This window comes from Geothrix paludis, assembly GCF_022808815.1.
GTDB classification, from domain to species: domain Bacteria; phylum Acidobacteriota; class Holophagae; order Holophagales; family Holophagaceae; genus Geothrix; species Geothrix paludis.
Map to the genome: position 1 here is coordinate 189,229 of NZ_JAKZLC010000003.1, position 19,947 is coordinate 209,175.

General features: G+C 68.6%; 20 protein-coding genes and 4 tRNA genes. 20 read left to right on the top strand and 4 right to left on the bottom strand.

Annotated features, from left to right (window positions below):
• Positions 1-223: 223 nt before the first annotated feature.
• Together MLE64_RS09235 and folE are read right to left on the bottom strand one after the other, a co-directional pair.
• The gene (locus MLE64_RS09235; RefSeq protein WP_243317462.1) at positions 224-2,170 is read right to left on the bottom strand and encodes a fibronectin type III domain-containing protein; all 1,947 of its coding nucleotides are present in this window, start codon (positions 2,168-2,170) and stop codon (positions 224-226) included.
• A gap of 86 nt (positions 2,171-2,256) precedes the next feature.
• Positions 2,257-2,820 carry a GTP cyclohydrolase I gene (gene folE / locus MLE64_RS09240; protein WP_243317463.1) on the bottom strand — a complete coding sequence of 188 codons (564 nt, stop codon included), beginning with the start codon at positions 2,818-2,820 and terminating at the stop codon, positions 2,257-2,259.
• A gap of 268 nt (positions 2,821-3,088) precedes the next feature.
• Between folE and purM the strand changes: the two genes are divergently transcribed.
• From purM to MLE64_RS09255, 3 genes are all read left to right on the top strand, one after another.
• Positions 3,089-4,126, top strand: a complete 1,038-nt coding sequence (gene purM, locus MLE64_RS09245; RefSeq protein WP_243317464.1) for a phosphoribosylformylglycinamidine cyclo-ligase — start codon at positions 3,089-3,091, stop codon at positions 4,124-4,126.
• A 160-nt stretch (positions 4,127-4,286) separates the two neighbouring features.
• Positions 4,287-6,041 carry an NAD-dependent malic enzyme gene (locus MLE64_RS09250; RefSeq protein ID WP_243317465.1) on the top strand — a complete coding sequence of 585 codons (1,755 nt, stop codon included), beginning with the start codon at positions 4,287-4,289 and terminating at the stop codon, positions 6,039-6,041.
• A 96-nt stretch (positions 6,042-6,137) separates the two neighbouring features.
• A complete protein-coding gene (locus MLE64_RS09255) occupies positions 6,138-7,193 on the top strand; it encodes an acyltransferase family protein (protein WP_243317466.1) in 1,056 nt (351 codons plus the stop codon).
• Here MLE64_RS09255 and MLE64_RS09260 read toward each other — a convergent pair whose 3' ends face one another.
• Positions 7,194-8,636 carry a helix-turn-helix domain-containing protein gene (locus tag MLE64_RS09260; RefSeq protein ID WP_243317467.1) on the bottom strand — a complete coding sequence of 481 codons (1,443 nt, stop codon included), beginning with the start codon at positions 8,634-8,636 and terminating at the stop codon, positions 7,194-7,196.
• 154 nt (positions 8,637-8,790) lie between these two features.
• Here MLE64_RS09260 and aceA point away from each other — a divergent pair, with 154 nt between their 5' ends.
• Positions 8,791-10,065, top strand: a complete 1,275-nt coding sequence (aceA, locus tag MLE64_RS09265; RefSeq protein ID WP_243317468.1) for an isocitrate lyase — start codon at positions 8,791-8,793, stop codon at positions 10,063-10,065.
• Positions 10,066-10,094: 29 nt separating this feature from the next.
• Here the strand turns inward: aceA and MLE64_RS09270 are convergent, their stop codons facing one another.
• On the bottom strand, positions 10,095-10,985 hold the full coding sequence (locus MLE64_RS09270; RefSeq protein WP_243317469.1) for an alpha/beta hydrolase: 891 nt from the start codon (positions 10,983-10,985) through the stop codon (positions 10,095-10,097).
• A gap of 88 nt (positions 10,986-11,073) precedes the next feature.
• Between MLE64_RS09270 and frr the strand changes: the two genes are divergently transcribed.
• The 16 genes from frr to rplJ all read left to right on the top strand — a co-directional run bounded on the left by frr (position 11,074) and on the right by rplJ (position 19,939).
• A complete protein-coding gene (frr, locus tag MLE64_RS09275) occupies positions 11,074-11,646 on the top strand; it encodes a ribosome recycling factor (RefSeq protein ID WP_243317470.1) in 573 nt (190 codons plus the stop codon).
• A 65-nt stretch (positions 11,647-11,711) separates the two neighbouring features.
• Entirely contained in the window at positions 11,712-12,485 is a 774-nt protein-coding gene (locus tag MLE64_RS09280; RefSeq protein WP_243317471.1) for a TSUP family transporter, read from the top strand.
• Positions 12,486-12,494: 9 nt separating this feature from the next.
• On the top strand, positions 12,495-12,782 hold the full coding sequence (locus MLE64_RS09285; RefSeq protein ID WP_243295633.1) for a hypothetical protein: 288 nt from the start codon (positions 12,495-12,497) through the stop codon (positions 12,780-12,782).
• A gap of 121 nt (positions 12,783-12,903) precedes the next feature.
• Positions 12,904-14,274 carry an OmpP1/FadL family transporter gene (locus MLE64_RS09290; protein WP_243317472.1) on the top strand — a complete coding sequence of 457 codons (1,371 nt, stop codon included), beginning with the start codon at positions 12,904-12,906 and terminating at the stop codon, positions 14,272-14,274.
• 23 nt (positions 14,275-14,297) lie between these two features.
• Positions 14,298-15,020: a 23S rRNA (guanosine(2251)-2'-O)-methyltransferase RlmB gene (gene rlmB, locus MLE64_RS09295; protein ID WP_243317473.1), complete on the top strand. Its 723-nt coding sequence runs from the start codon at positions 14,298-14,300 to the stop codon at positions 15,018-15,020.
• Positions 15,021-15,201: 181 nt separating this feature from the next.
• Positions 15,202-15,288, top strand: a tRNA-Tyr gene (locus MLE64_RS09300).
• A 50-nt stretch (positions 15,289-15,338) separates the two neighbouring features.
• Positions 15,339-15,414, top strand: a tRNA-Gly gene (locus tag MLE64_RS09305).
• Between the two features lie 69 nt (positions 15,415-15,483).
• A tRNA-Thr gene (locus MLE64_RS09310) sits at positions 15,484-15,558 on the top strand.
• A gap of 54 nt (positions 15,559-15,612) precedes the next feature.
• Complete coding sequence (tuf, locus tag MLE64_RS09315) at positions 15,613-16,806, top strand: elongation factor Tu (RefSeq protein ID WP_243288287.1); 1,194 nt, start codon at positions 15,613-15,615, stop codon at positions 16,804-16,806.
• Positions 16,807-16,838: 32 nt separating this feature from the next.
• A complete protein-coding gene (gene rpmG / locus MLE64_RS09320) occupies positions 16,839-16,988 on the top strand; it encodes a 50S ribosomal protein L33 (RefSeq protein ID WP_026853109.1) in 150 nt (49 codons plus the stop codon).
• 52 nt (positions 16,989-17,040) lie between these two features.
• A tRNA-Trp gene (locus MLE64_RS09325) sits at positions 17,041-17,116 on the top strand.
• Between the two features lie 69 nt (positions 17,117-17,185).
• Positions 17,186-17,380, top strand: coding sequence for a preprotein translocase subunit SecE (secE, locus tag MLE64_RS09330; RefSeq protein ID WP_243288286.1), 195 nt, complete (start codon positions 17,186-17,188; stop codon positions 17,378-17,380).
• A 13-nt stretch (positions 17,381-17,393) separates the two neighbouring features.
• Positions 17,394-18,032 carry a transcription termination/antitermination protein NusG gene (gene nusG, locus MLE64_RS09335; RefSeq protein ID WP_243317474.1) on the top strand — a complete coding sequence of 213 codons (639 nt, stop codon included), beginning with the start codon at positions 17,394-17,396 and terminating at the stop codon, positions 18,030-18,032.
• Between the two features lie 166 nt (positions 18,033-18,198).
• The gene (gene rplK / locus MLE64_RS09340; protein WP_243295638.1) at positions 18,199-18,630 is read left to right on the top strand and encodes a 50S ribosomal protein L11; all 432 of its coding nucleotides are present in this window, start codon (positions 18,199-18,201) and stop codon (positions 18,628-18,630) included.
• A 117-nt stretch (positions 18,631-18,747) separates the two neighbouring features.
• On the top strand, positions 18,748-19,440 hold the full coding sequence (gene rplA / locus MLE64_RS09345) for a 50S ribosomal protein L1 (RefSeq protein WP_243288284.1): 693 nt from the start codon (positions 18,748-18,750) through the stop codon (positions 19,438-19,440).
• Between the two features lie 10 nt (positions 19,441-19,450).
• Complete coding sequence (rplJ, locus tag MLE64_RS09350; RefSeq protein WP_243295639.1) at positions 19,451-19,939, top strand: 50S ribosomal protein L10; 489 nt, start codon at positions 19,451-19,453, stop codon at positions 19,937-19,939.
• Positions 19,940-19,947 lie beyond the last annotated feature (8 nt).

Here is a 19,947-nt window from a genome sequence, read left to right on the forward strand (position 1 = left end):
GTCATCTACCTCGAGATCCGCCGAACGGTCTGATTCGGCCCCTGAACGGTGCGGGTGGGTCGGCCCTCCAGCCACCACCTGATAGAAGGTCCGCACTGAATCGCCGGGAGGTTTCACGTTACGGTGGGCCGTGGGGGCGCGGACAGCCGCAGGCCGGACGCCCCGGACCCTCCGGGTGGCTGGCGGAGGTGGGTCCGGGGCACGTCGGCGATGGGCTGAGCCCTCATTCGTGGAAGTCCACCAGGTCCGTGGCGACGAAGGACGGCTTCACCAGGATGTGCAGGCGGTTCGCGCCATCGAAGGCGACCCTGTAGGTGGGGGTGTCGACGGAGGGGACCGGCAGGAGGCTCTCGGTCCAGACCTGGGCGGTCAGGGTGAAGAGGAACAGCCCGTTCTTCTGGGCGAAGACCGCCGCGACCCGCTTGCCGTCCGGGGAGAGGGCGGCCGAGGGCCAGTCGGAGATGCCGGTAGAGGGGAACGACTTCAGGAGGACCGGCGGCTGCCAGAGGCCGTTCACCTTTTGCATGGCCCAGAAGGCGTCGTTCACGGGGTTGCCCGCATCGGGGATCTTGTAGAAGACACAGGCCGTGTTCGAGTCGGTCCACAGGCCGCTCTCGAAGTGGAAGCCGACGAACGAGTTCAGCGTGTTCGGCAGGATCTGGCGGGTCCAGGTGCCGTCCGCATTCCGGCTGTATTCCCGGCTGTCGATCGAGGAGGTGAGCAGCACGTGGGGGACGTCGAAACGGTCAAGGAACAGGCGCCAGTTCCCGGGGAGGGTATTCGAAGGGTCGATGTCTTCCTGGATCCAGACCCCGCCCACCTTGCGGGTGTACCGGACGCCTGTCGCGGTGGAGAGGAGGGTCTGGGGGCTGCCGCTCTGATCCAGCCAGAGGGTGTCGGCGAAGGAGAGGGTGTCGGTTGAAGGGGCCTGGGCGATCACTTCGGAGACCCAGGCGCTGCCGTCGAACCAGGCATGGCTCAGGACCGTCATGGAGGAGGTCGAGTCGGTGTAGAGGGTGTGGGGCCGGGATTGGGCATCCAGCACCAGGGGGTCCCTCGGACCGCCATAGCCATACGAGGTGGGCTGCGTCCAGGCAGGCCAGGTGCCCCAGGGGGCGGGAAGGATCGTGAAGGGGGAACTCGTGCCGAAAGCCCAGAGCCCGCCGGGGGAGAGGGCGAAGACCCCCACGGAGGGGTCGATCGTCTGGGAGGTCGCCGTCAAGCTGGGCGCACCGGGAGGATTGGCGGGGGCGGCATAGATCGCCGGGCCGGTGGTGGTGCTCTGGCCGTCTGAGACGCTGAGAGCGTACTGGTAGTAGCCGAGGGGTACGTCGGCATCCTGGAACGAGGTGGCCGTGCCGGGGAGGACCGCCAGGGGGACCGTGGGCCCATAGCCACCGAAGGCCACCCGCGTGATCTGGATCTGGGTGGCGGTCCGGCTCTGGTTCACCCAGGTGAGGCCCACCGCGCCGGAAAGGGGCTGGGCCGCGAAGGCGGTCGGCGCCAGGGGCGGGGTGACCGCCCGCTGGCTCGGCCCCCGCGTCGTGCTGGCGGTGGTTCCCGACCAGGCGGTGACCCGGTACAGGTAACCCTGGGTTTCGGCCACGGCCTTGTCCACGAAGATGGTGGCGGCGGGATTCGGCAAAGGGAGGCTGGCCCAGGTTCCGGTCGGAGCGCCAGCGGCGTCGCAGGGGGCGCGCTCCAGGACATAGCGGTCCGTGAGCAGGGAGAGCGTCTCCCAGGTGACGAGGATTCCTCCATCCGGTACAGAGTACGAGGCCGCCACATAGGTCGGAGGGAGCAGGGGGGTCTTGATTCCCGCGACATTGGAGTACGGCCCGTTGACGCCCTTCGTGACGGTGCAGATCCGGAAGTCGAAGGTCGCCAGCTCCGGGGGTGTCGCTGTGAAGGTCAGGATCGCCGACGTGACGTCGCTGAAGATGGGGCTCGGGTTGATCAGGGTATAGGACCCCGAGTTGACCCTGGCCTCCAGGTTGTAGCCGTCGATGTTGCCCGAGGCCTGGGTCCAGGTGAGCTTGACCTGGGTTTGTGCGGGGTCGTAGGCGGCCTGGAGCTGGATGGGGGCGGGGGGCGCCGAGCTGCCTCCGCCCCCGCCGCAGCCGAGCAGCATCAGACAGAAGGCCAAGCCGAGGCCGAGGGCGCGCGCCATGGGAATCTCCGTGGGTCCGGGAACAGCGGACCCAGCATACCCAGGCCCCGGATCATCTCCGCTGGCTTCCGCCGAACGGTGGCGGATCAGCCCCTGAACGGTCGGGGGGGATCGGTTCCCCAGGCGCCGCCCAGGAGGGTGGTGCGGACGGGGACGCCGGGGGTGCGGACGCCGCGGTGGGCCATGCAGGTGTGGACGGCCACCAGGTCCACGCCCCAGGCGGCGGGGCGGAGGTGGGTCTGGAGGGCGTCGGCGATCTGCCGGGCCATGCGCTCCTGCACCTGCAGGCGCCCGGCGTAGGCCTGCACCACGCGCACGAGCTTGGAGAGGCCCACGGTGCCGCCCTCCCCGGGCAGGTAGCCGATGGTGGCGTGGCCCTCGAAGGGGGCCAGGTGGTGCTCGCAGGTGCTCACGAAGGGGATGCGCTCCAGGATGACGGGCACGGGGGCGAGGTCGCCGGGCAGGGGCCTCAGCTCCGAGGCCAGGTCCACGCCGTAGCCCGCCAGCCGCTCGGCCCAGAACTCCGCCACCCGGGCCGGGGTGTCCCGCAGTTCCGGCGCGTCCGGATCCTGCCCCAGGCCCTTCAGCAGGGCGCGGACGGCGGCCTCGGAGGCGGCGCGGTCGAAGGGGGGGAAGGGGGCGTCGGCCATGGTGCGGCCAGTCTACGCCGGTTGCCGGGTGGTTTCCGGCGCGGTTGATGCTTCAAAGGGAAGGGAGGCCCGCCATGCTCCGCGCCCACGCCCTCGATCCTCACCGCGCGCCGCGCATCCTGGCCGCCTGGGTCGTGGCGGCCCTCCTGGCCTGGCTGCTGCTGTGCTGAGGCCTTTCGCCGCGCGCGGTGCGTTCCACCGCGCCTCGCGAGGCGGGCCGGTGGCAGGTCGTCCGCCTTGTGGGACAATGGCGGATTCGGGAGAGGTCATGAGCGAAGCCAAGGTCAGCTACGCGTCCAGCGGCGTGGACATCAACCGCCAGGACGAGGCGCTCCGCCGCATCAAGCCCCTGGTGAAGGCCACCAAGACCCCCGGCGTCCGCAGCGACATCGGCCTCTTCGGCGGCCTCTTCAGCGCCCAGTTCCCCGAAGCCAAGCCCATCCTCGTCAGCAGCATGGATGGCGTGGGCACCAAGATGAAGGTGGCCCGGCGGGCCGGCACCTGGGACACCGTCGGCCAGGACCTGGTCAACCACTGCATCAACGACATCCTGGTGCAGGGCGCCCGGCCCCTCTTCTTCCTGGACTACATCGCCGCCCAGCGGCTGGAGCCCGAGGTCATCGAGCAGATCGTCAAGGGCATGGCCACGGCCTGCAAGGATGCGGGCTCGGCGCTGATCGGCGGCGAGCTGGCGGAGATGCCCGGCGTCTACGCCGAGGGCGAGGTGGACGTGGCCGGCACCATCGTGGGCGTGGTCGACGAAGCCGACCTGCTGCCGCGCCTCGACGCCATGGCCGAAGGCGACGTACTCATCGGCCTGCCGAGCTCGGGCCTGCACACCAACGGCTACTCCCTGGCCCGCAAGGTCTGCTTCGAGGTCGAGAAGCTGGACGTGAACGACAAGGTGCCCGGCACGGACCGGACGGTGGCGGACGCCCTGCTGGCCATCCACCGCAGCTACCTGACGCCGGTCATGCCCCTGGTGAAGGCCCACCAGCTGGTGGCCATGGCCCACATCACCGGCGGTGGTCTGACGGACAACATTCCCCGCGTGCTGCCCAAGACCCTGGACGCCGAGATCGACACCGCCAGCTGGGAGATCCCGGCCCTGTTCCGCTTCCTCATGGAGAAGGGCGGCCTGGGGATCGACGACGCGCGCCAGGCCCTGAACCTGGGCGTGGGCATGGTGCTGGTGGTGAAGCCCGAGCTGGCCGGCGATGTGCTGGCGCGGCTGCACGAGGCCGAGGAGCCCGCCTGGGTGCTGGGGCGGCTGGTGAAGGGCGCTGGGATCGTTCGCTACCGCTAGATCGTCAATTATTGGCCCGGGCGGAGCGCGGGACGCATATTGGGGCGTTGCCCGGGTTTCCGGCCGCCTCCCCCTGCCTGCGGGAAGGCTCTCCGTGGGGGGCGGACCGCCTTCATGGCCTGTGCCCTGGAGGAGTCCCTGTCCCGGCGGAGGAGGTCCCATGGAACGCTTCGGTGTGGAATGCGAACCCAGCGGCAAACAGCGCCTGGCCGTGCCTTTCCGGGGCGTGCGGCTCCTGCGCAACCCCATGTACACCAAAGGGACGGCCTTCTCCCAGGAGGAGCGCCTCACCCTGGGGCTGGACGGGCTGCTGCCCCATGCGGTGACCAGCATGGAGCAGCAGGCGCGGCGGGTGTACGCCAGTATCCAGCGCAAGCAGGACCCGCTGGAGAAGTACATCGGGCTGGCGGCCCTCCAGGACCGTAATGAGCACCTGTTCTACCGGGTGCTCATCGACCACATCGAGGAGTTCCTCCCCATCGTCTACACCCCCACCGTGGGCCGGGCCTGCCAGGAGTTCAGCCACATCTTCCGCCGGGCGCGGGGCATCTGGATCACGCCGGAGCACCGCGGCCACATCGCGGACGTGCTGCGGAACGCGGCCTTCGAGGACATCCGGCTCATCGTGGTGACAGACAACGAGCGCATCCTGGGCCTGGGGGACCAGGGCGTGGGCGGCATGGGCATTCCCATCGGCAAGCTGGCCCTCTACACCGCCGCCGCGGGCATCCCGCCCTGGCAGACCCTGCCCGTGAGCCTGGACGTGGGCACGGACAACCTGGACCTGCTGGAGGACGAGTTCTACCTCGGCTGGCGCTCCCGCCGCCTGCGGGGCCCCGAGTACGACGCCCTGGTGGAGGAGTTCGTGCAGGCGGTCCGCCAGGTCTTCCCCAAGGCCCTGCTTCAGTGGGAGGACTTCAAGAAGTTCAACGCCTTCCACCTGCTCGACCGCTACCGGAAGGTGCTCACCAGCTTCAACGACGACATCCAGGGCACGGCGGCCGTGGGCGTGGCGGCCCTGCTGGCCGGATCCCGGGCCACGGGCACGCCCCTTCGGCGGCAGCGGATCCTCTTCCTGGGATCTGGCGCGGCGGGCATCGGCATCTCCCGCCTCGTGCGCTCGACGCTGCGGCGGGAGGGCCTCGAAGGCGAGGATCTCGTCCTGGCCATGGCCAACCTCGACGTGCAGGGACTGCTGGTGGAGGACGATCCCAGCCTGGATCCGCTGCAGCGGGACTTCGCCTGGCCGGTGGCCCTAGCCGAGCGCATGGGCCTGGGCCGCGGCCAGAAGCGCGACCTCCTCTCCGTGGTGAAAGCCTTCAAGCCCACCATGCTCATCGGCACCTCCGGCACCGCCGGGGCCTTCACCGAGGAGGCCATCCGCGCGATGGCCGCCCAGGTGGAGCGGCCCGTGGTGCTGCCCATGTCCAACCCCACCAGCAAGGCGGAGGCCAAGCCCAGGGATGTCCTCGCCTGGACCGAGGGCCGGGCCCTGGTGGCCACGGGCAGCCCCTTCGATCCGGTGGCCTACGAAGGCCGGGAATACCGCATCGGCCAGAGCAACAACGTCTTCATCTTCCCGGGCGTGGGCTTGGGTGTGCTGGTGGCGGAGGCCTGCGAGGTGACGGATGGGATGTTCGCCGCCGCCGCCCGGCAGCTGGCGGAGGAGGTCCGGCCCGAGGATCTGTCTGTGGGGAGCCTCTTCCCCTCCGCCGGCCGGATCCGCGAGGTCACGGCCCATGTGGCCGCGGCCGTGGTGCGGGAGGCCCGGGAGATGGGCGTGGCGGCCCGTCCCCTGGCGGATGAGGACATTCCCGGCGCCGTCGCGGCGGCCATGTGGAACCCCTGCTACCTGCCGGCGGACCCCGCGCCGGAACCCGCCTACGAGCGGCACCAGGAGGCGACCCTGGCCTGAGGGCCAACAGATCGGCACAACCGGACGGTGGCCAAGGCGGGCCATCGGTGGTCCACTGGCCCCTGACCAGGGAGGACGGTTCTGACCAGCGCACCCGTGGAAGCCTGTCCTGCCCGCCCCGCCCGACTGGGCCTGCTGGACCCCCTGCGGGGCCTCCTGGCCCTGTGCGTCGCCGTCTACCACCTGGGCGTGTGGTTCGACATCTCGCAGTCGGGCGGCGGTGCGAACATCGCCATGGCGCGTCTGGGCAACTACAGCGTGTCGGCCTTCTTCGTGCTGAGCGGCTTCGTGCTGTTCCGCACCACGCGTTGGGGCCGTGTGCGGAAGGAGGGGCCGGGGCGCTTCTACCTCCGGCGCTTTCTGCGCCTGGCGCCGGTCTTCTACCTGGCCTGCGCCCTGAACGTGATCTTTCGTCTGGGCATGGGGCCCGAGGTTTCGCTCCGGTTCCTCCTCGAGAACCTGACGCTCACCTTCGGCGCCATCCACCCCAACCATGCCCTGGTGACCGGCGGCTGGTACGTGGGGCTGGTGGCGCTGCTCTACTTCGCCTATCCGGCCCTGGCCTGGCTGCGGGAGAAGGCTGGGCTCCCGTTCCTGATCGCCCTGGCCTTGGGCCTCTGGGCCTGGAGCCTGCCCTCCACCCTCCACGGCGTGATGGGACAGCCCCAGTGGAACCGCTTCCACACCTACGTGCTGGCGCCGAACCAGCTCTTCCTCCTGGCCTGGGGCGCCCTGCTGGCGGGCCTCCACGAGGCCACGGAGCGGCGGCTGGATCCGCGCTGGGCCCTCCTGCTGGCGCTGCCGCTGGTGTGGATCCTGGTGAAGCCCACGCCCCAGTTCTTCGACCACCTCGTGGCGCTTACGGGGTGGCTCCGCTACCGCTACCTGCTGGTGGTGACGGGCCTGGTGGCCCTGGGGGCCTTCACCCGGGACGGGGAGCCCGGCTGGCTCGGGAAGCGCCTCGCGAGCCTGGGCGCCTGGAGCTACGGCCTCTACCTGCTGCACCCCTTCACCATGAAGCTCGTGGCGCCGCACCTGGCCGGGCGGGCCGGCTTCACGCTATCCCTGGGCCTGGCGCTCGTCGCCGCCTGGGCGGTCCACCGGTGGATCGAGGAGCCCATGGGTAGGCTGGGGCGGGGCGCGAAGGCCTGATCAGTTCCCGCCGATCCGCGCGTAGAAGCTGGTGCGGCGCAGATTCTCCTCGACCTTGAAGGCCTGCTGCAGGGGCGGGAAGGCGCGCTGCTCGCAGTCCGTGCGCTCGCAGAGGCGGCAGGTGACGCCGATGGGGACGGGGGGCTGGTCCAGCCGCAGGCCATCGGCGTAGATCAGCTCCTTGGCGTGGCCCATCTCGCAGCCCAGGCCCAGGGCCTGCATGGCGTGCTGGCCCCGGTAGCCGCCGGTGTCCTTCTGGATGGTGCGGGCGATGCAGAAGTACTTGCGGCCGTCCGGCATCTCGCTGAGCTGGGTGCGGATGAGGCCCGGCGTGAGGAAGGCTGCGTGGGCGTTCCAGCGGGGGCAGGCGCCGGAGAACCGCGCGAAGCGGATGCCCGAGGCCGAGAAGCTCTTGGAGATGTTCCCGGCGATGTCGATGCGCAGGAAGTGGAAGGGCACGCCTTCGGCGCCCGGCCGGCGCAGCGTCGTGAGCCGGTGGCAGACCTGCTCGAAGCTGGCCTGGAACCGCCGCGCGAGGATGTCGATGTCGTAGCGCTCAGACTTCGCCGCCCGCAGGAAGCGCTCGTAGGGCATGATCACGGCCCCGGCGAAGTAGTTGGCCAGGGCCACGCGGGCGAGGGCCTTCGAGGCGTTCGTGCGCAGCAGGGGGTGGTCCGCCAGGCGGTCCAGCAGGTCGCCGTGGTCCAGCAGGGCCAGCTGGTGGGCGAGCTGGAAGGTGCGGCTGCGCTGGGGCAGCAGCTCCGAGAGGCTGAGGATGCGGCGGTCGGGGTCGTAGCGCCGCAGCAGGCCCGGCCCCTCGGACACGCGGTGGATGCGGATCTGCACGTTCCGGGCCTCGAAGGCCGCCGCCAGGGCGGGGTAGGGCTGGTCCGCGTCCAGGCCCGCGGTGGCACAGAGCTCCTCCGCCACGACCTCCAGCTCCGGGAAGTGGTTCATGGCCTGCTGGAGGAAGTCGCCCACCTCCTCCGAGGGCAGGCGCGTGGCCTCGGGGTCGAAGCCCTGGCCGTCGCTGAGCTTGTCCGCCAGGGTGTCCAGGCTGTCCTGGCTGTGCTGGTAGGCCCGGTACAGTTCGAAGACCCCCCGGGCCAGGGTGGGGCTGTTCTGCACCAGCTCGCGCACATCCTGGGCCTGGAGCCCCAGCGATTCGAACAGGGGATCGCCGAAGGCCTCCATGAGGTCGTCGGACAGGCGCTGGTCCTCGTCCGGGGCCAGGGCGCGGAGGTCCAGGTGGAACTGCTGGGCCAGGCGGATGAGCAGGGGGGCCGTGAGGGGCCGCTTGTTGCCTTCGATGAGGTTCAGGTAGCTGGGGCTGATGCCCAGGGCCTCGGCCAACTGGACCTGGCTCAGGCCCTCCTGGCGGCGGAGGAGGCGGATCTTGGCGCCGAGGCGGGCGGCGGGCTTGGTGGGCGCGGCGGAGGGCATGGGGACCTCGTTTACATCAATTTACAAAATCAATGAAATGAATTGACTGAAATTTTCAGTTCAACCCCTGTCAAATCAGCCGTTGGTTGACTCACGAAAGAATAGGTCAATCTTTGACATCACGCCACCCCCAACCCCTATCCCGAGGTGCCCCATGACCCCCAAGTTCCCCATCCCCCCCATCGAGGACGACCTCCAGGCCCACCGCTGGGAGGGCATCACGCGGCCCTACAGCGCCGAGACGGTGAAGAAGCTCCGCGGTAGCCTCCGCATCGAGCACACCCTGGCCAAGCTGGGGGCCCGCAAGCTCTGGAAGCTGCTCCAGAACGAGGAGCCCACCCGGGCCCTGGGCGCCCTCAGCGGCGGTCAGGCGGTGCAGATGGCCAAGGCCGGCCTCAAGGCGATCTACTGCTCCGGCTGGCAGGTGGCCGCGGACGCCAACCTCTCGGGCCAGACCTACCCGGACCAGAGCCTCTACCCCGCCAACTCGGTCCCCGCCCTGGTGAAGCGCCTCAACGGCGCCCTCCAGCGGGCCGACCAGGTCGAGCACGGCGAGGGCGGCGTGAGCCGCGACTGGTTCCTGCCCATCGTGGCGGATGCCGAGGCCGGCTTCGGCGGCCCCCTCAACGCCTACGAGCTCATGAAGGGCATGATCGAGGCCGGCGCCTCCGGCGTCCACTTCGAGGACCAGCTCTCCAGCGAGAAGAAGTGCGGCCACCTCGGCGGCAAGGTGCTCATCCCCACGGGCCACTTCATCCGCACCCTCGTGGCGGCCCGCCTGGCGGCGGACGTCATGGACACGCCCACCCTCATCATCGCCCGCACGGACGCGGACTCGGCCCGCCTCATCACGTCGGACATCGACGAGCGCGACCGGCCCTTCCTCACGGGGGAGCGCACGGCTGAGGGCTTCCACCGCATCACCGGCGGGGTCCAGATGGCCATCGCCCGTGCCAAGGCCTACGCGCCCTACGCGGACCTCATCTGGTGCGAGACCTCCACGCCCGACCTCAAGGAGGCCCGCGAGTTCGCCGAGGGTGTCCACGCCGCGTTCCCCGGCAAGCTGCTGGCCTACAACTGCTCGCCCTCCTTCAACTGGAAGAAGAAGCTCTCGGACGAGGAGATCGCCGCCTTCCAGCGCGAGCTGAACGCGATGGGCTACAAGTTCCAGTTCATCACCCTGGCGGGCTTCCACAGCCTCAACCACGGGATGTTCGAGCTGGCCAGCGCCTACCGCACGGAGCACATGACCGCCTACGCGCGGCTGCAGGAGGCCGAGTTCGCCGCCGAGGCGCGGGGCTACACGGCCACCAAGCACCAGCGCGAAGTGGGCACCGGCTACTTCGACGAGGTGGCCCAGGCCGTCAGCGGCGGCCTGGCCTCCACCCTGGCCCTGGTGGGCTCCACCGAGGCCCAGCAGTTCCACTAGGCCCCGGCGGCTTGGCTGAAGCGGACGCCCTACTTCGGGGCGTCCGCTTTCTTTTCCTGGGCGGCCGGGCCGCCGGTCATGCCCTCGGGCGAGGCGGGAGCGGCGGCCTCGGCACGGGCCGGGGCGGAGACGGCCGCGTACTTCTTCCCCGTGTGGTGGTAGGTGAGGTACTCGCCGAAGTAGACGGCCATGAGGTCCGAGCAATCCTTGAAGTAGGCGAACCCGTGGTCCTTGCCTTCCTTCAGGTCCACGGCCACGCCGGGCAGGTTCTTCACGACCTGGGCGTTCTCGGCGGCGTCCTTGTCCTCCATGGACGCCAGCACCAGGATGGAGGGCCGGCTGCGGAGCACGGCGCCCTTCAGGCGGTCCCGGGCGCTGTCCCCGAAGGCGGCGTTACCGCCGGGGCTCAGGCTGAGGACGGCCAGGGGCTTCACTTCCGGGGCGGCCAGGAGCACCGCGAAGGCACCCACGCTGGAGCCGGCCAGGCCGATGCGGCGGCCATCCACGCCCGGCTGCTTGCGGAGCCAGGCGGCGGCTTGGGCGAGGTCGGAGGGGATCTTGTCGAAGCCCACGGCCTTGGCGGAGGCCATGAAGTCGGGGCTGACCCGGGTCTCGGTGCCGTCCTTCATGGCGCTCTCGCCGTGGCCGCGGAGATCCAGGGCCAGCACGCCGATGCCCCGCGCCAGGAGCTTCTCGGTGAGGGGCGCCCAGCCGGCCCGGTCCGAGTGGAACTGGTGGGCGAGGATCACCACGGGGACCTTGGCCTTGGGCTTGGCGGCGGGCAGGGTCAGCGTGCCCTTGAGGGCGAAGCCGTCCGAGCTGGTGAGGGCCATCTCGGTGGAGGCGGCCGCCAACGGGGAAGCCAGCGGGGCGGCCAGGATCAGGGCCGCGAGAGGAGCCAGCAGGCGGGGTGTGCGCATGGGGACCTCGTGAAAGTGCCCTACTGTAGCACCCAAGTTCCTGCGCCCCTGAGGTATAAAAGAAGGCTTCCGCTCTTTCGAGGTGCCCATGTCCCAGACCCCCGACGCGATCCTGCAGGAAACCAAGCGCCGCATGCATGCGTCCGTGGAGGCCCTGAAGAAGGAGATGGCCACCATCCGCACCGGCCGGGCCAACGCCAGCCTGCTGGACAACGTGCATGTGGATTACTACGGGTCCATGGTGCCCCTGAACCAGATGGGATCCATCACGGTCCCGGAGTCCGGCATGCTGGTGGTGACCCCCTTCGACAAGAGCGCCATCAAGGCCGTGGAGACGGCCATCCTCAAGTCCGACCTGGGCATCAACCCGGCCAACGACGGCCAGGTGATCCGCCTCCCCATCCCCATGCTCACGGAAGAGCGGCGCAAGGAACTGGTGAAGGTCCTCCACCGCCTGGGCGAGGAGATCAAGACCGGCGTGCGCAACATCCGCCGCGACGCCAACGAGGACGTGAAGAAGCTCGAGAAGGCCAAGGAGGGCCACATCTCCGAGGACGCCGCCAAGAAGGCCCTGGACGACATCCAGAAGCTCACCGACCTCCACACCAAGGAGATCGAGGAGGCCCTGAAGCACAAGGAAGCTGAGATTCTCAAAGTTTGAGGCGATAGGCTGTCAGTAGGCGCCGCGGCCCTTCGGGGCCGCGGCCTTTTGTGGATCCGTCGACAATGCCGAGCCTGCCCACCCTCGCCCTTCTCATGCTTGCCGCCCTGCTGGCGGGCTTCATCGACGCGGTGGTGGGCGGAGGCGGGCTCATCACCGTGCCGGCTCTCATGCTCGGCCTGCCCGCGGGCACGCCGCTGCCCACGCTGCTGGGCACCAACAAGGTGGTGGCGGTGACGGGCACGACCATGGCGGCGGGCAAGTTCGTGCGCTCCGGGGCCGTGGCCTGGCGGGAGATGGTGGTGCCGGTGCTGGCCTCGGCCCTCGGCGCTTCCGGGGGCGTGTGGCTCACCTACCGCGTGCATGCGGACTTCCTGAAGCCCGTGATGTTGGGCCTGCTGGTGGCCATGCTGGCCTTCACCCTGCTGAAGCCGGATCTGGGCCACCTGCACGCGCCCCGGTACGGTCTCCATCACCAGCGGGGCCTGGCGGCCCTCATCGCCCTGGGGCTGGGCTTCTACGACGGGTTCTTCGGGCCGGGCACGGGTTCGGTGCTGATCTTCCTCTTCGTGGCGATCCTGGGGTTCGACTTCCTGCGGTCCTCGGCCCTGGCCAAGGCGGTGAACTGGGCCTCGAACCTCACCGCCATGAGCCTCTTCGTCTGGCGGGGGAGCTGGATCCCCTCGGTGGCCCTGGGCATGGCGGCGGCCAACGGGGTGGGCGGCTACCTGGGGGCGCATGTGGCCCTGAGCCAGGGCAGCCGCTGGGTGCGGGGCGTCTTTATCGGCGTGGTGGGCGCCCTCATTCTGCGCTTGGGCTGGCAGGTCGTCCGCGGCTAGGCTTTTCGGATGCCCTCCCGCCCCCGTCCCTTCCCCTGGGACGTCCTCATCCGAACCTTGAGATTCTTCTACCTGCTGTGGGGCGGGATGCTGCTCTCCACGCTGGCCTTCTACGGGCGCCTGAAGGTGCCCCCGTTCCTGTGGCACTGGCCGGACCTCTGCCGGGCCCTCGTGGGACCCTGGGGACGGGCCGTGGCCCTGGGCCTCGGCCTGGTGATGTGCCTGGCGGCCCTCCTGGAGGTCTGGGAACTGGTGGACCGGCTCCTGGTCCGCTTCATGGGCGAGTCCGAGCACTGAGCCGCCAGGCCCTAGGGAATGCGCTTGGTGAATCGGACCCTTTTGGCGATCCTGGAGCCTTGGGCTTGAACCCTTTCCGGGTTCGGGCCATTCAAGAAGCGTGTCCCGGAGGCAGGTCGATATGGCGCAGGCGGTTCGTGGAGTGGTCAAGGCAGGACTGATGCTGGGCGTGGCCGCCCTGCCGGCGGCGGCCCAGAGCCTGGCCCTTCCGGCCGCGGATCCCGTGGGCATCGCCCGCAGCGGAGCCCAGGTGGCCTACGGCTACAGCCTGGAAGCGGCCACCACCAACCCCGCCCTGCTGGCCTCGCTGAAGGAGAAGGTGGGCTTCTACGTGGCGGGCGGGATGGAGCTGGCCTCCAGCCAGGAGAGCCTCGAGTCGAACCAGAAGACCTGGTACACCTCCGACCGCAACCGCGCCATCGGGGCCTTCGGGCTGTCCATGCGCATCTCGCCCAAGCTGACCCTCGGGCTCAAGCTCGACGAGCCCTACCTGCGCCATGGCCAGTTCGGGGACGATGCGCCCAGCCGCTTCCTCGGCGACGGCATCGACCTGTCCGCCCACCGCCTGGAAGGCCAGGCCGCCTGGGCCCTCAATCCGAACATGTCCATCGGCCTGGGCCTCGGTGTGGCCCGGCTCGGCTACGAATCCAGCAGTGTCATGCGCTTCGGCGTGCCCCTCGATCCCTCCCAGCCCATCTCGGGCACGAACACGGTCCAGGGCGTGGTGGAGCAGCGGGTGGGGCAGAGCGGGAACAAGGTGGTTCCGAGCTACTCGCTGGGGTTCCGCTGGGCCATCAATCCGCGCTGGACCCTGGGCGCCACCCACCAGTCCGGGCTCAAGGGCGATCTCGACATGAGCGCGGGCTACCGGGGCGCCAGCCTGGGCCTCTTCGCCAACGACGGGCTGAGCGCCCCCCCCCTGGGCACGGGACTGCGATCCCCCGGCATCCTGTCGGCTTCGACGCCCGTGGCCGGCGGTTCCGGAAGGCTGGAACTGCCCTCCCAGACGGCGGTGGGCTTCCGGCACCGCGCCCATCCGATGGTGACCTGGGAGGCGGACCTGCGCTGGACCGCCGCCGGCCTGAGGGTGCCCGATTTCGCCCAGGTGTCCACGCCCTCGGGGATGGTGGCGGCCCCGGCGGAGCTGCCCCGCGGCAAGGGCCACTTCGGCCTCAGCACCTCGGTCGAGGTTGAGCTGGGCAAGTTCTGGACCCTGCGGGGCGGCCTCGCGCTCGATCAGCGCGCCGTGGAGGAATCCATGATCGAGCCCCTGCTGGGCGGGGGTCGGACCTCGGCCTTCTCCGTGGGGGCCGGCTACAAGACTTGGGGCGGCGAGCTGAGCATCGGCTACCAGTTCCGCCAGAGCGAGGATCTCAGCACGCGGCGGCTGGACGGCGTCTGGAGCTCCTCCGGTTTCCGCCCCACGGGCACCCTCGAGCGGATCGAAGGCATGGGGCATCTCCTGGCCATCGGGTACCGGAAGACGTTCTGACCATGCCCCGGATGGAGCCCTAGATGCGCTTCCTCGGCCCTCACGCCTGCGAAGAGGCCCTGGCCCGCGGCGAGCTGCACACGGCCTGGATCGCCCCGGCGGCCTTCGGGCGGCTGGCGAAGTTCATCGCGGAGGCCCGGTCGGCGGGCGTGGTCATCCACCGCGAGCCCATGGAGAGCCTGGATCGGCGCAGCCAGGGCCAGCGCCATCAGGGGGTGCTGGGCGAAGGCGGTCCCTTCGCCTACGCCGACTTCGACGAGATCGCCTCCCGGGTCCGGGTCAAGGGCGCAGCCGCGCTGGTGCTGGCGCTGGATGGCGTCACCGACCCCCACAACCTGGGGGCCATCCTGCGTTCCGCCGCCGCGGCGGCCGTGGACGGCGTGATCCTGCCCGAGCGGCGCTCCGCGGCCGTGAACGAGACGGTGGTGCGCGCCAGCGCGGGTACGGCGGGCCGCGTGCCCGTGTGCCGCGTGGTGAACCTGGGCCGCGCCCTGGATGGCCTGAAGGAGGCCGGGGCGTGGATCTACGGGCTGGCGGCGGGGACCGGCAGCCGCGACTACCTGCAGGAGCCCTTCGATCGCGCCACGGTGCTGGTGATGGGCGCCGAGGGCGAGGGGCTGCACCTCAAGATCCGCGAGCGCTGCGACATCCTCCTCCACATCCCCATGCCCGGCGGCATCGAGAGCCTCAACGTCTCCGCCGCCGCGGCGGTGACGCTGTTCCGCGTGCTGGCGCGCCGTGGGTAGCCACGCTCCGAAGTTTTCGCTTGAGGCGCCCATGGGCGCGTGATAGCGTTGGAGTTCCCTGTCAGGAAAGCCCTGCCTCGCAGCGACCCTGACACGGAGCCCCGGCAGGGGTTCCGAGGGGAGGCTTCCCGGGCTTCCTGGAAGCATTGACAAGCCCCGGGAGGGGCGCTGGACAAACAATGCCGAGATGGCCGAGTGGTTAATGGCAGCAGACTGTAAATCTGCCACGCATCGCGTTACGGAGGTTCGAATCCTTCTCTCGGCACCAGTCCTCTGGATCCCGTCCAGATCGCTGGATCCCGCTTTCGGGATTCCACCGCGGGAATAGCTCAGTTGGTAGAGCGTCAGCCTTCCAAGCTGAATGTCGCGGGTTCGAGCCCCGTTTCCCGCTCCACCCTCCCCGTCCCGCCGGTTCCGCCCGGCCCGACGGCAAGGCCCACCCGCTCCGGCGGGAAGGTTCAAAGCCCACATAGCTCAGCGGTAGAGCACTTCCTTGGTAAGGAAGAGGTCACCGGTTCAAGCCCGGTTGTGGGCTCCACCCTTTGCACATTTTCCCTTCCTCATCTTCTCTCCCACCTTCCAGGAGGCATCCGTGGCCAAAGAGAAATTCGATCGTTCCAAGCCCCACGTCAACATCGGCACCATCGGCCACGTGGACCACGGCAAGACGACGCTGACCGCCGCCATCACGTTCGTGCTGGCCAAGAAGTTCGGTGGCGAGACCAAGTCCTACGACCAGATCGACTCCGCGCCCGAAGAGAAGGCCCGCGGGATCACGATCAACACCGCCCACGTCGAGTACCAGACCGAGAAGCGCCACTATGCCCACGTGGACTGCCCCGGTCACGCCGACTACGTGAAGAACATGATCACCGGCGCGGCCCAGATGGACGGCGCCATCCTCGTGGTCGCCGCCACCGACGGCCCCATGCCCCAGACCCGCGAGCACATCCTGCTGGCCCGTCAGGTGGGCGTGCCCTACATCGTGGTCTTCATGAACAAGATCGACATCGCCGACCCCGAGCTCGCCGAGCTGGTGGAGATGGAGATCCGCGACCTGCTGTCCTCCTACCAGTTCCCCGGCGACGAGATCCCCATCATCAAGGGTTCCGCCCGTCTGGCCCTGGATCACGCCGACACCCCCGAGCACCCCGACTGCGCCTGCATCCATGAGCTCATGGCCGCCGTCGATGCCTACATTCCCGATCCTGTCCGCGCCATCGACAAGCCCTTCATCATGCCCGTCGAGGACGTGTTCACCATCACCGGCCGCGGCACCGTGGTGACCGGCCGCATCGAGCAGGGCATCGTGCGGGTGGGCGAGGAAGTCGAGATCGTCGGCCTCAAGGACACCGTCAAGAAGGTCGTCACCGGCGTCGAGATGTTCCGCAAGTCCCTGGACCAGGGCCAGGCTGGCGACAACGCCGGCATCCTGCTCCGCGGCGTGGAGCGCAAGGATGTGGAGCGCGGCCAGGTGCTCGCCAAGCCCGGCAGCATCACCCCCCACACCAAGTTCAACGCCCAGGTGTACGTGCTGACCAAGGAAGAGGGCGGCCGCCACACCCCCTTCTTCAACAAGTACCGCCCCCAGTTCTACTTCCGCACCACCGACGTGACCGGCTCCATCGAGCTCGAGGCCGGTCGCGAAATGGTGATGCCCGGCGACAACGTCACCCTGACGGTCGAGCTGATCCAGCCCATCGCCATGGACAAGGGCCTGAAGTTCGCCATCCGTGAGGGTGGTCGTACGGTGGGCGCCGGCAACGTGGGCGAGATCCTGGCCTAAGGCCAGTCCGCCCTCCGACTCAGGAGGTCACCATGCGCGACATCGTTCACCTGCAGTGCCAGGACTGCAAGCGCAAGAACTACAGCACCACCAAGAACAAGAAGACCACCACGGGCAAGCTTGAATTCAACAAGTTCTGCCGGTTCTGTGGTGGTTACCGGGTCCACCGAGAGGCCAAGTAGGCTCCGGTCCCGAGGGTTCCCGCCCGGCTCACCAGATGCCGGGCGGTCCCACAGGGGAGTAGCTCAGCTGGTAGAGCAGCGGACTCCAAATCCGCAGGTCGCGGGTTCGAACCCTGTCTCCCCTGCCACCTTCCCGGCCCCGGCGATACCGCCCGGGGCCAGGTTTTTCTCACCGAATCCTTTCCACGGGGTCCATCGTGATTGGTGCCATCAAACAGCAGGCCAGGGATCTGTTCGCAGAGCTCGACCGGGTGGACTGGCCCAGCAAAGAGAAGGTGCTGACCTCCACCTACACGGTGGTGATCGTCTCGGTGTTCGTCGGGGCCTATCTGTGGGCGGCGGACTGGGTCTTCTCCAAGGGCTTCGCCTACTTCTTCCTGAAGACCCGCTGAGCCGGAGGCAGCCATGACCGATCTCATGAGCACTCCCCAGGACACGGTGGTTCCCGCCCAGACCCAGGGCCGCGAACTCAAGTGGTTCATCATCCACACCTACTCGGGCTACGAAGCCAAGGTGATGGAGCATCTCCGCCAGCGCATCAAGATGGAAGAGCGCGACGTGAACTTCGGGGACATCCAGATCCCCGAGGAGACCTATGAGGAGATGAAGGTCGACGCCAAGTCCGGCAAGAAGGAGCGCGTCGTCAAGAAGCGCAAGTCCTTCCCCGGCTACCTGCTCGTGCAGATCCAGGTGGAGCGCAAGCCCGACGGCTCCGTGGAGATGGCGGACGCCGACTGGCACCTGGTGCGGAACACGCCCAAGGTGACCAGCTTCGTAGGCGCCAACAAGAAGCGCCCCACGCCCCTGACGGACGAGGAAGTCCGTCAGATCATGCACCACACGGAAGAGACCCAGGAGAAGCCCAAGCCGAAGTACCACTTCGAGCGGGGCGAGAAGGTGCGCATCATCGATGGCCCCTTCGCCAACTTCGAGGGCGACGTGGAAGAAGTCCACGAGGAACGCTCCACCATCAAGGTCATGGTCACGGTCTTCGGACGGTCCACGCCGGTGGAACTGGACTTCATCCAGGTGGAAAAGAGGTAGTTCCTCCTTTTCCTGGAAGACTTTTCGGGCCATTTCGATTACACTTTCCAGTCCCGGTCTCTTTTGACCGGGACCTTTTTCACCCGGTTGGCGGCCCCTCGGGATACGCCACCCTACAAGGCGGGCGTCGCCGGCATGCGCCGGAATCCCCCGCGGGAGCACACCCATGGCAAAGAAGATCACTGGCTACATCAAGCTGCAGCTGCCCGCTGGCGAGGCCACGCCGGCCCCTCCCGTCGGTCCCGCGCTGGGCCAGCACGGCGTCAACATCATGGAGTTCGTGAAGCAGTTCAACGCGAAGTCCGTGGGCGCGGTGGAGAAGGGCACCACCCTCCCCGTCGTCATCACCGTCTACGCCGACCGCAGCTTCAGCTTCATCCTCAAGACCCCGCCCGCCGCCGTGCTGATCAAGAAGAAGATCGGCCTGGACAAGGGCAGCCCCACGCCCAACAAGCAGAAGGTCGGCAAGATCACCAAGGCGCAGCTCGCCGAGATCGCCAAGGTGAAGATGCCCGACCTCACCGCCGGCAGCCTCGAGGCCGCCGTCCGTTCCATCGCCGGCTCCGCCCGCTCCATGGGTGTCGAAGTCATCGATTAGTCCTTTCTCGCGCGGGCCCAGGTCCGCGCGAGCTGTTCTTTGTTGGAAAGCCGCGCCGTGCGGCGATCCCGGCCACCGCGACCGTCATCGCGGGAGATCGTTCGAGTAGGAGCCAATATGGCAAAACCTGGAAAGAAGTACCGGGCTGCCGCGGCCAAGATCGAAGATCGCCCCTACGAGCTCAAGGATGCGCTCACCGTCGTGAAGGACACGGCCTACGCCAAGTTCGACGAGACGGTTGAAGTGCACATGCGGCTCGGCGTGGATCCCCGCCACGCGGACCAGATGGTCCGCGGCACCATTGTCCTGCCCCACGGAACGGGCAAGACGATGCGCGTGGCGGTGATCGCGGGTGGCGAGAAGATCAAGGAAGCGGAAGCGGCGGGCGCCGAGATCGTGGGCGGGGACGAGCTGGTCGAGAAGATCGCCGGCGGATTCCTCGACTTCGATGCCCTGGTCGCGACCCCCGACATGATGAAGGGCGTCGGCCGTCTCGGTAAGGTGCTGGGCCCCCGCGGCCTCATGCCCAACCCCAAGACCGGCACCGTGACCTTCAACGTGGCCCAGGCCATCAAGGAGATCAAGGCCGGCAAGGTGGAGTACCGCGTCGACAAGACCGGCATCATCCACGCGCCCGTGGGCAAGCTCTCCTTCGGCGTCGAGAAGCTGGAAGAGAACGCCAAGGCGCTCATCGATGCCGTGAACAAGGCCAAGCCCGCCACGGCGAAGGGCAAGTACGTGAAGACGATGTACATCGCCTCCACGATGGGCCCCTCGGTCACCCTCAACACCACAAGCGTTGAGAAGTAGGAGGCCGACCATGGAAAAGAATCAGAAGATCGCTGAAGTCGCCGAGCTCAAGGAGACCTTCGCCACGGCCACCTCGGCCGTCGTGATCGAATTCAAGGGCCTCGGGGTCGAGAAGGACACCGCGTTCCGCAAGAACATCCGCGAGAGCAAGGGTCACTACCGCGTCGGCAAGAACACGCTGCTCCGTCTGGCCGTGAAGGACACCACCTTCGAGGGCCTCGGCGGTTCCTTCAAGGGCAACAGCGCCGTGGCCACCACCAAGGACGACGTCGTCGCCCTTGCGAAGGCCATCAACGGCTTCCTGAAGGACAACCCGGCTGCCACCTTCAAGGCCGGCATCATGGACGGCAAGGCCATCAACGCCGCCCAGCTGCAGACCCTGGCCGAGCTGCCGAGCCGCGATGTGCTCATCGCCAAGCTGCTCTACCTCATGCAGTACCCCATCTCCGGTCTGGCGGTCGCCCTCGATGGCATCCGCAAGCAGAAGGCCGGCGAGTAGCTCCCAAC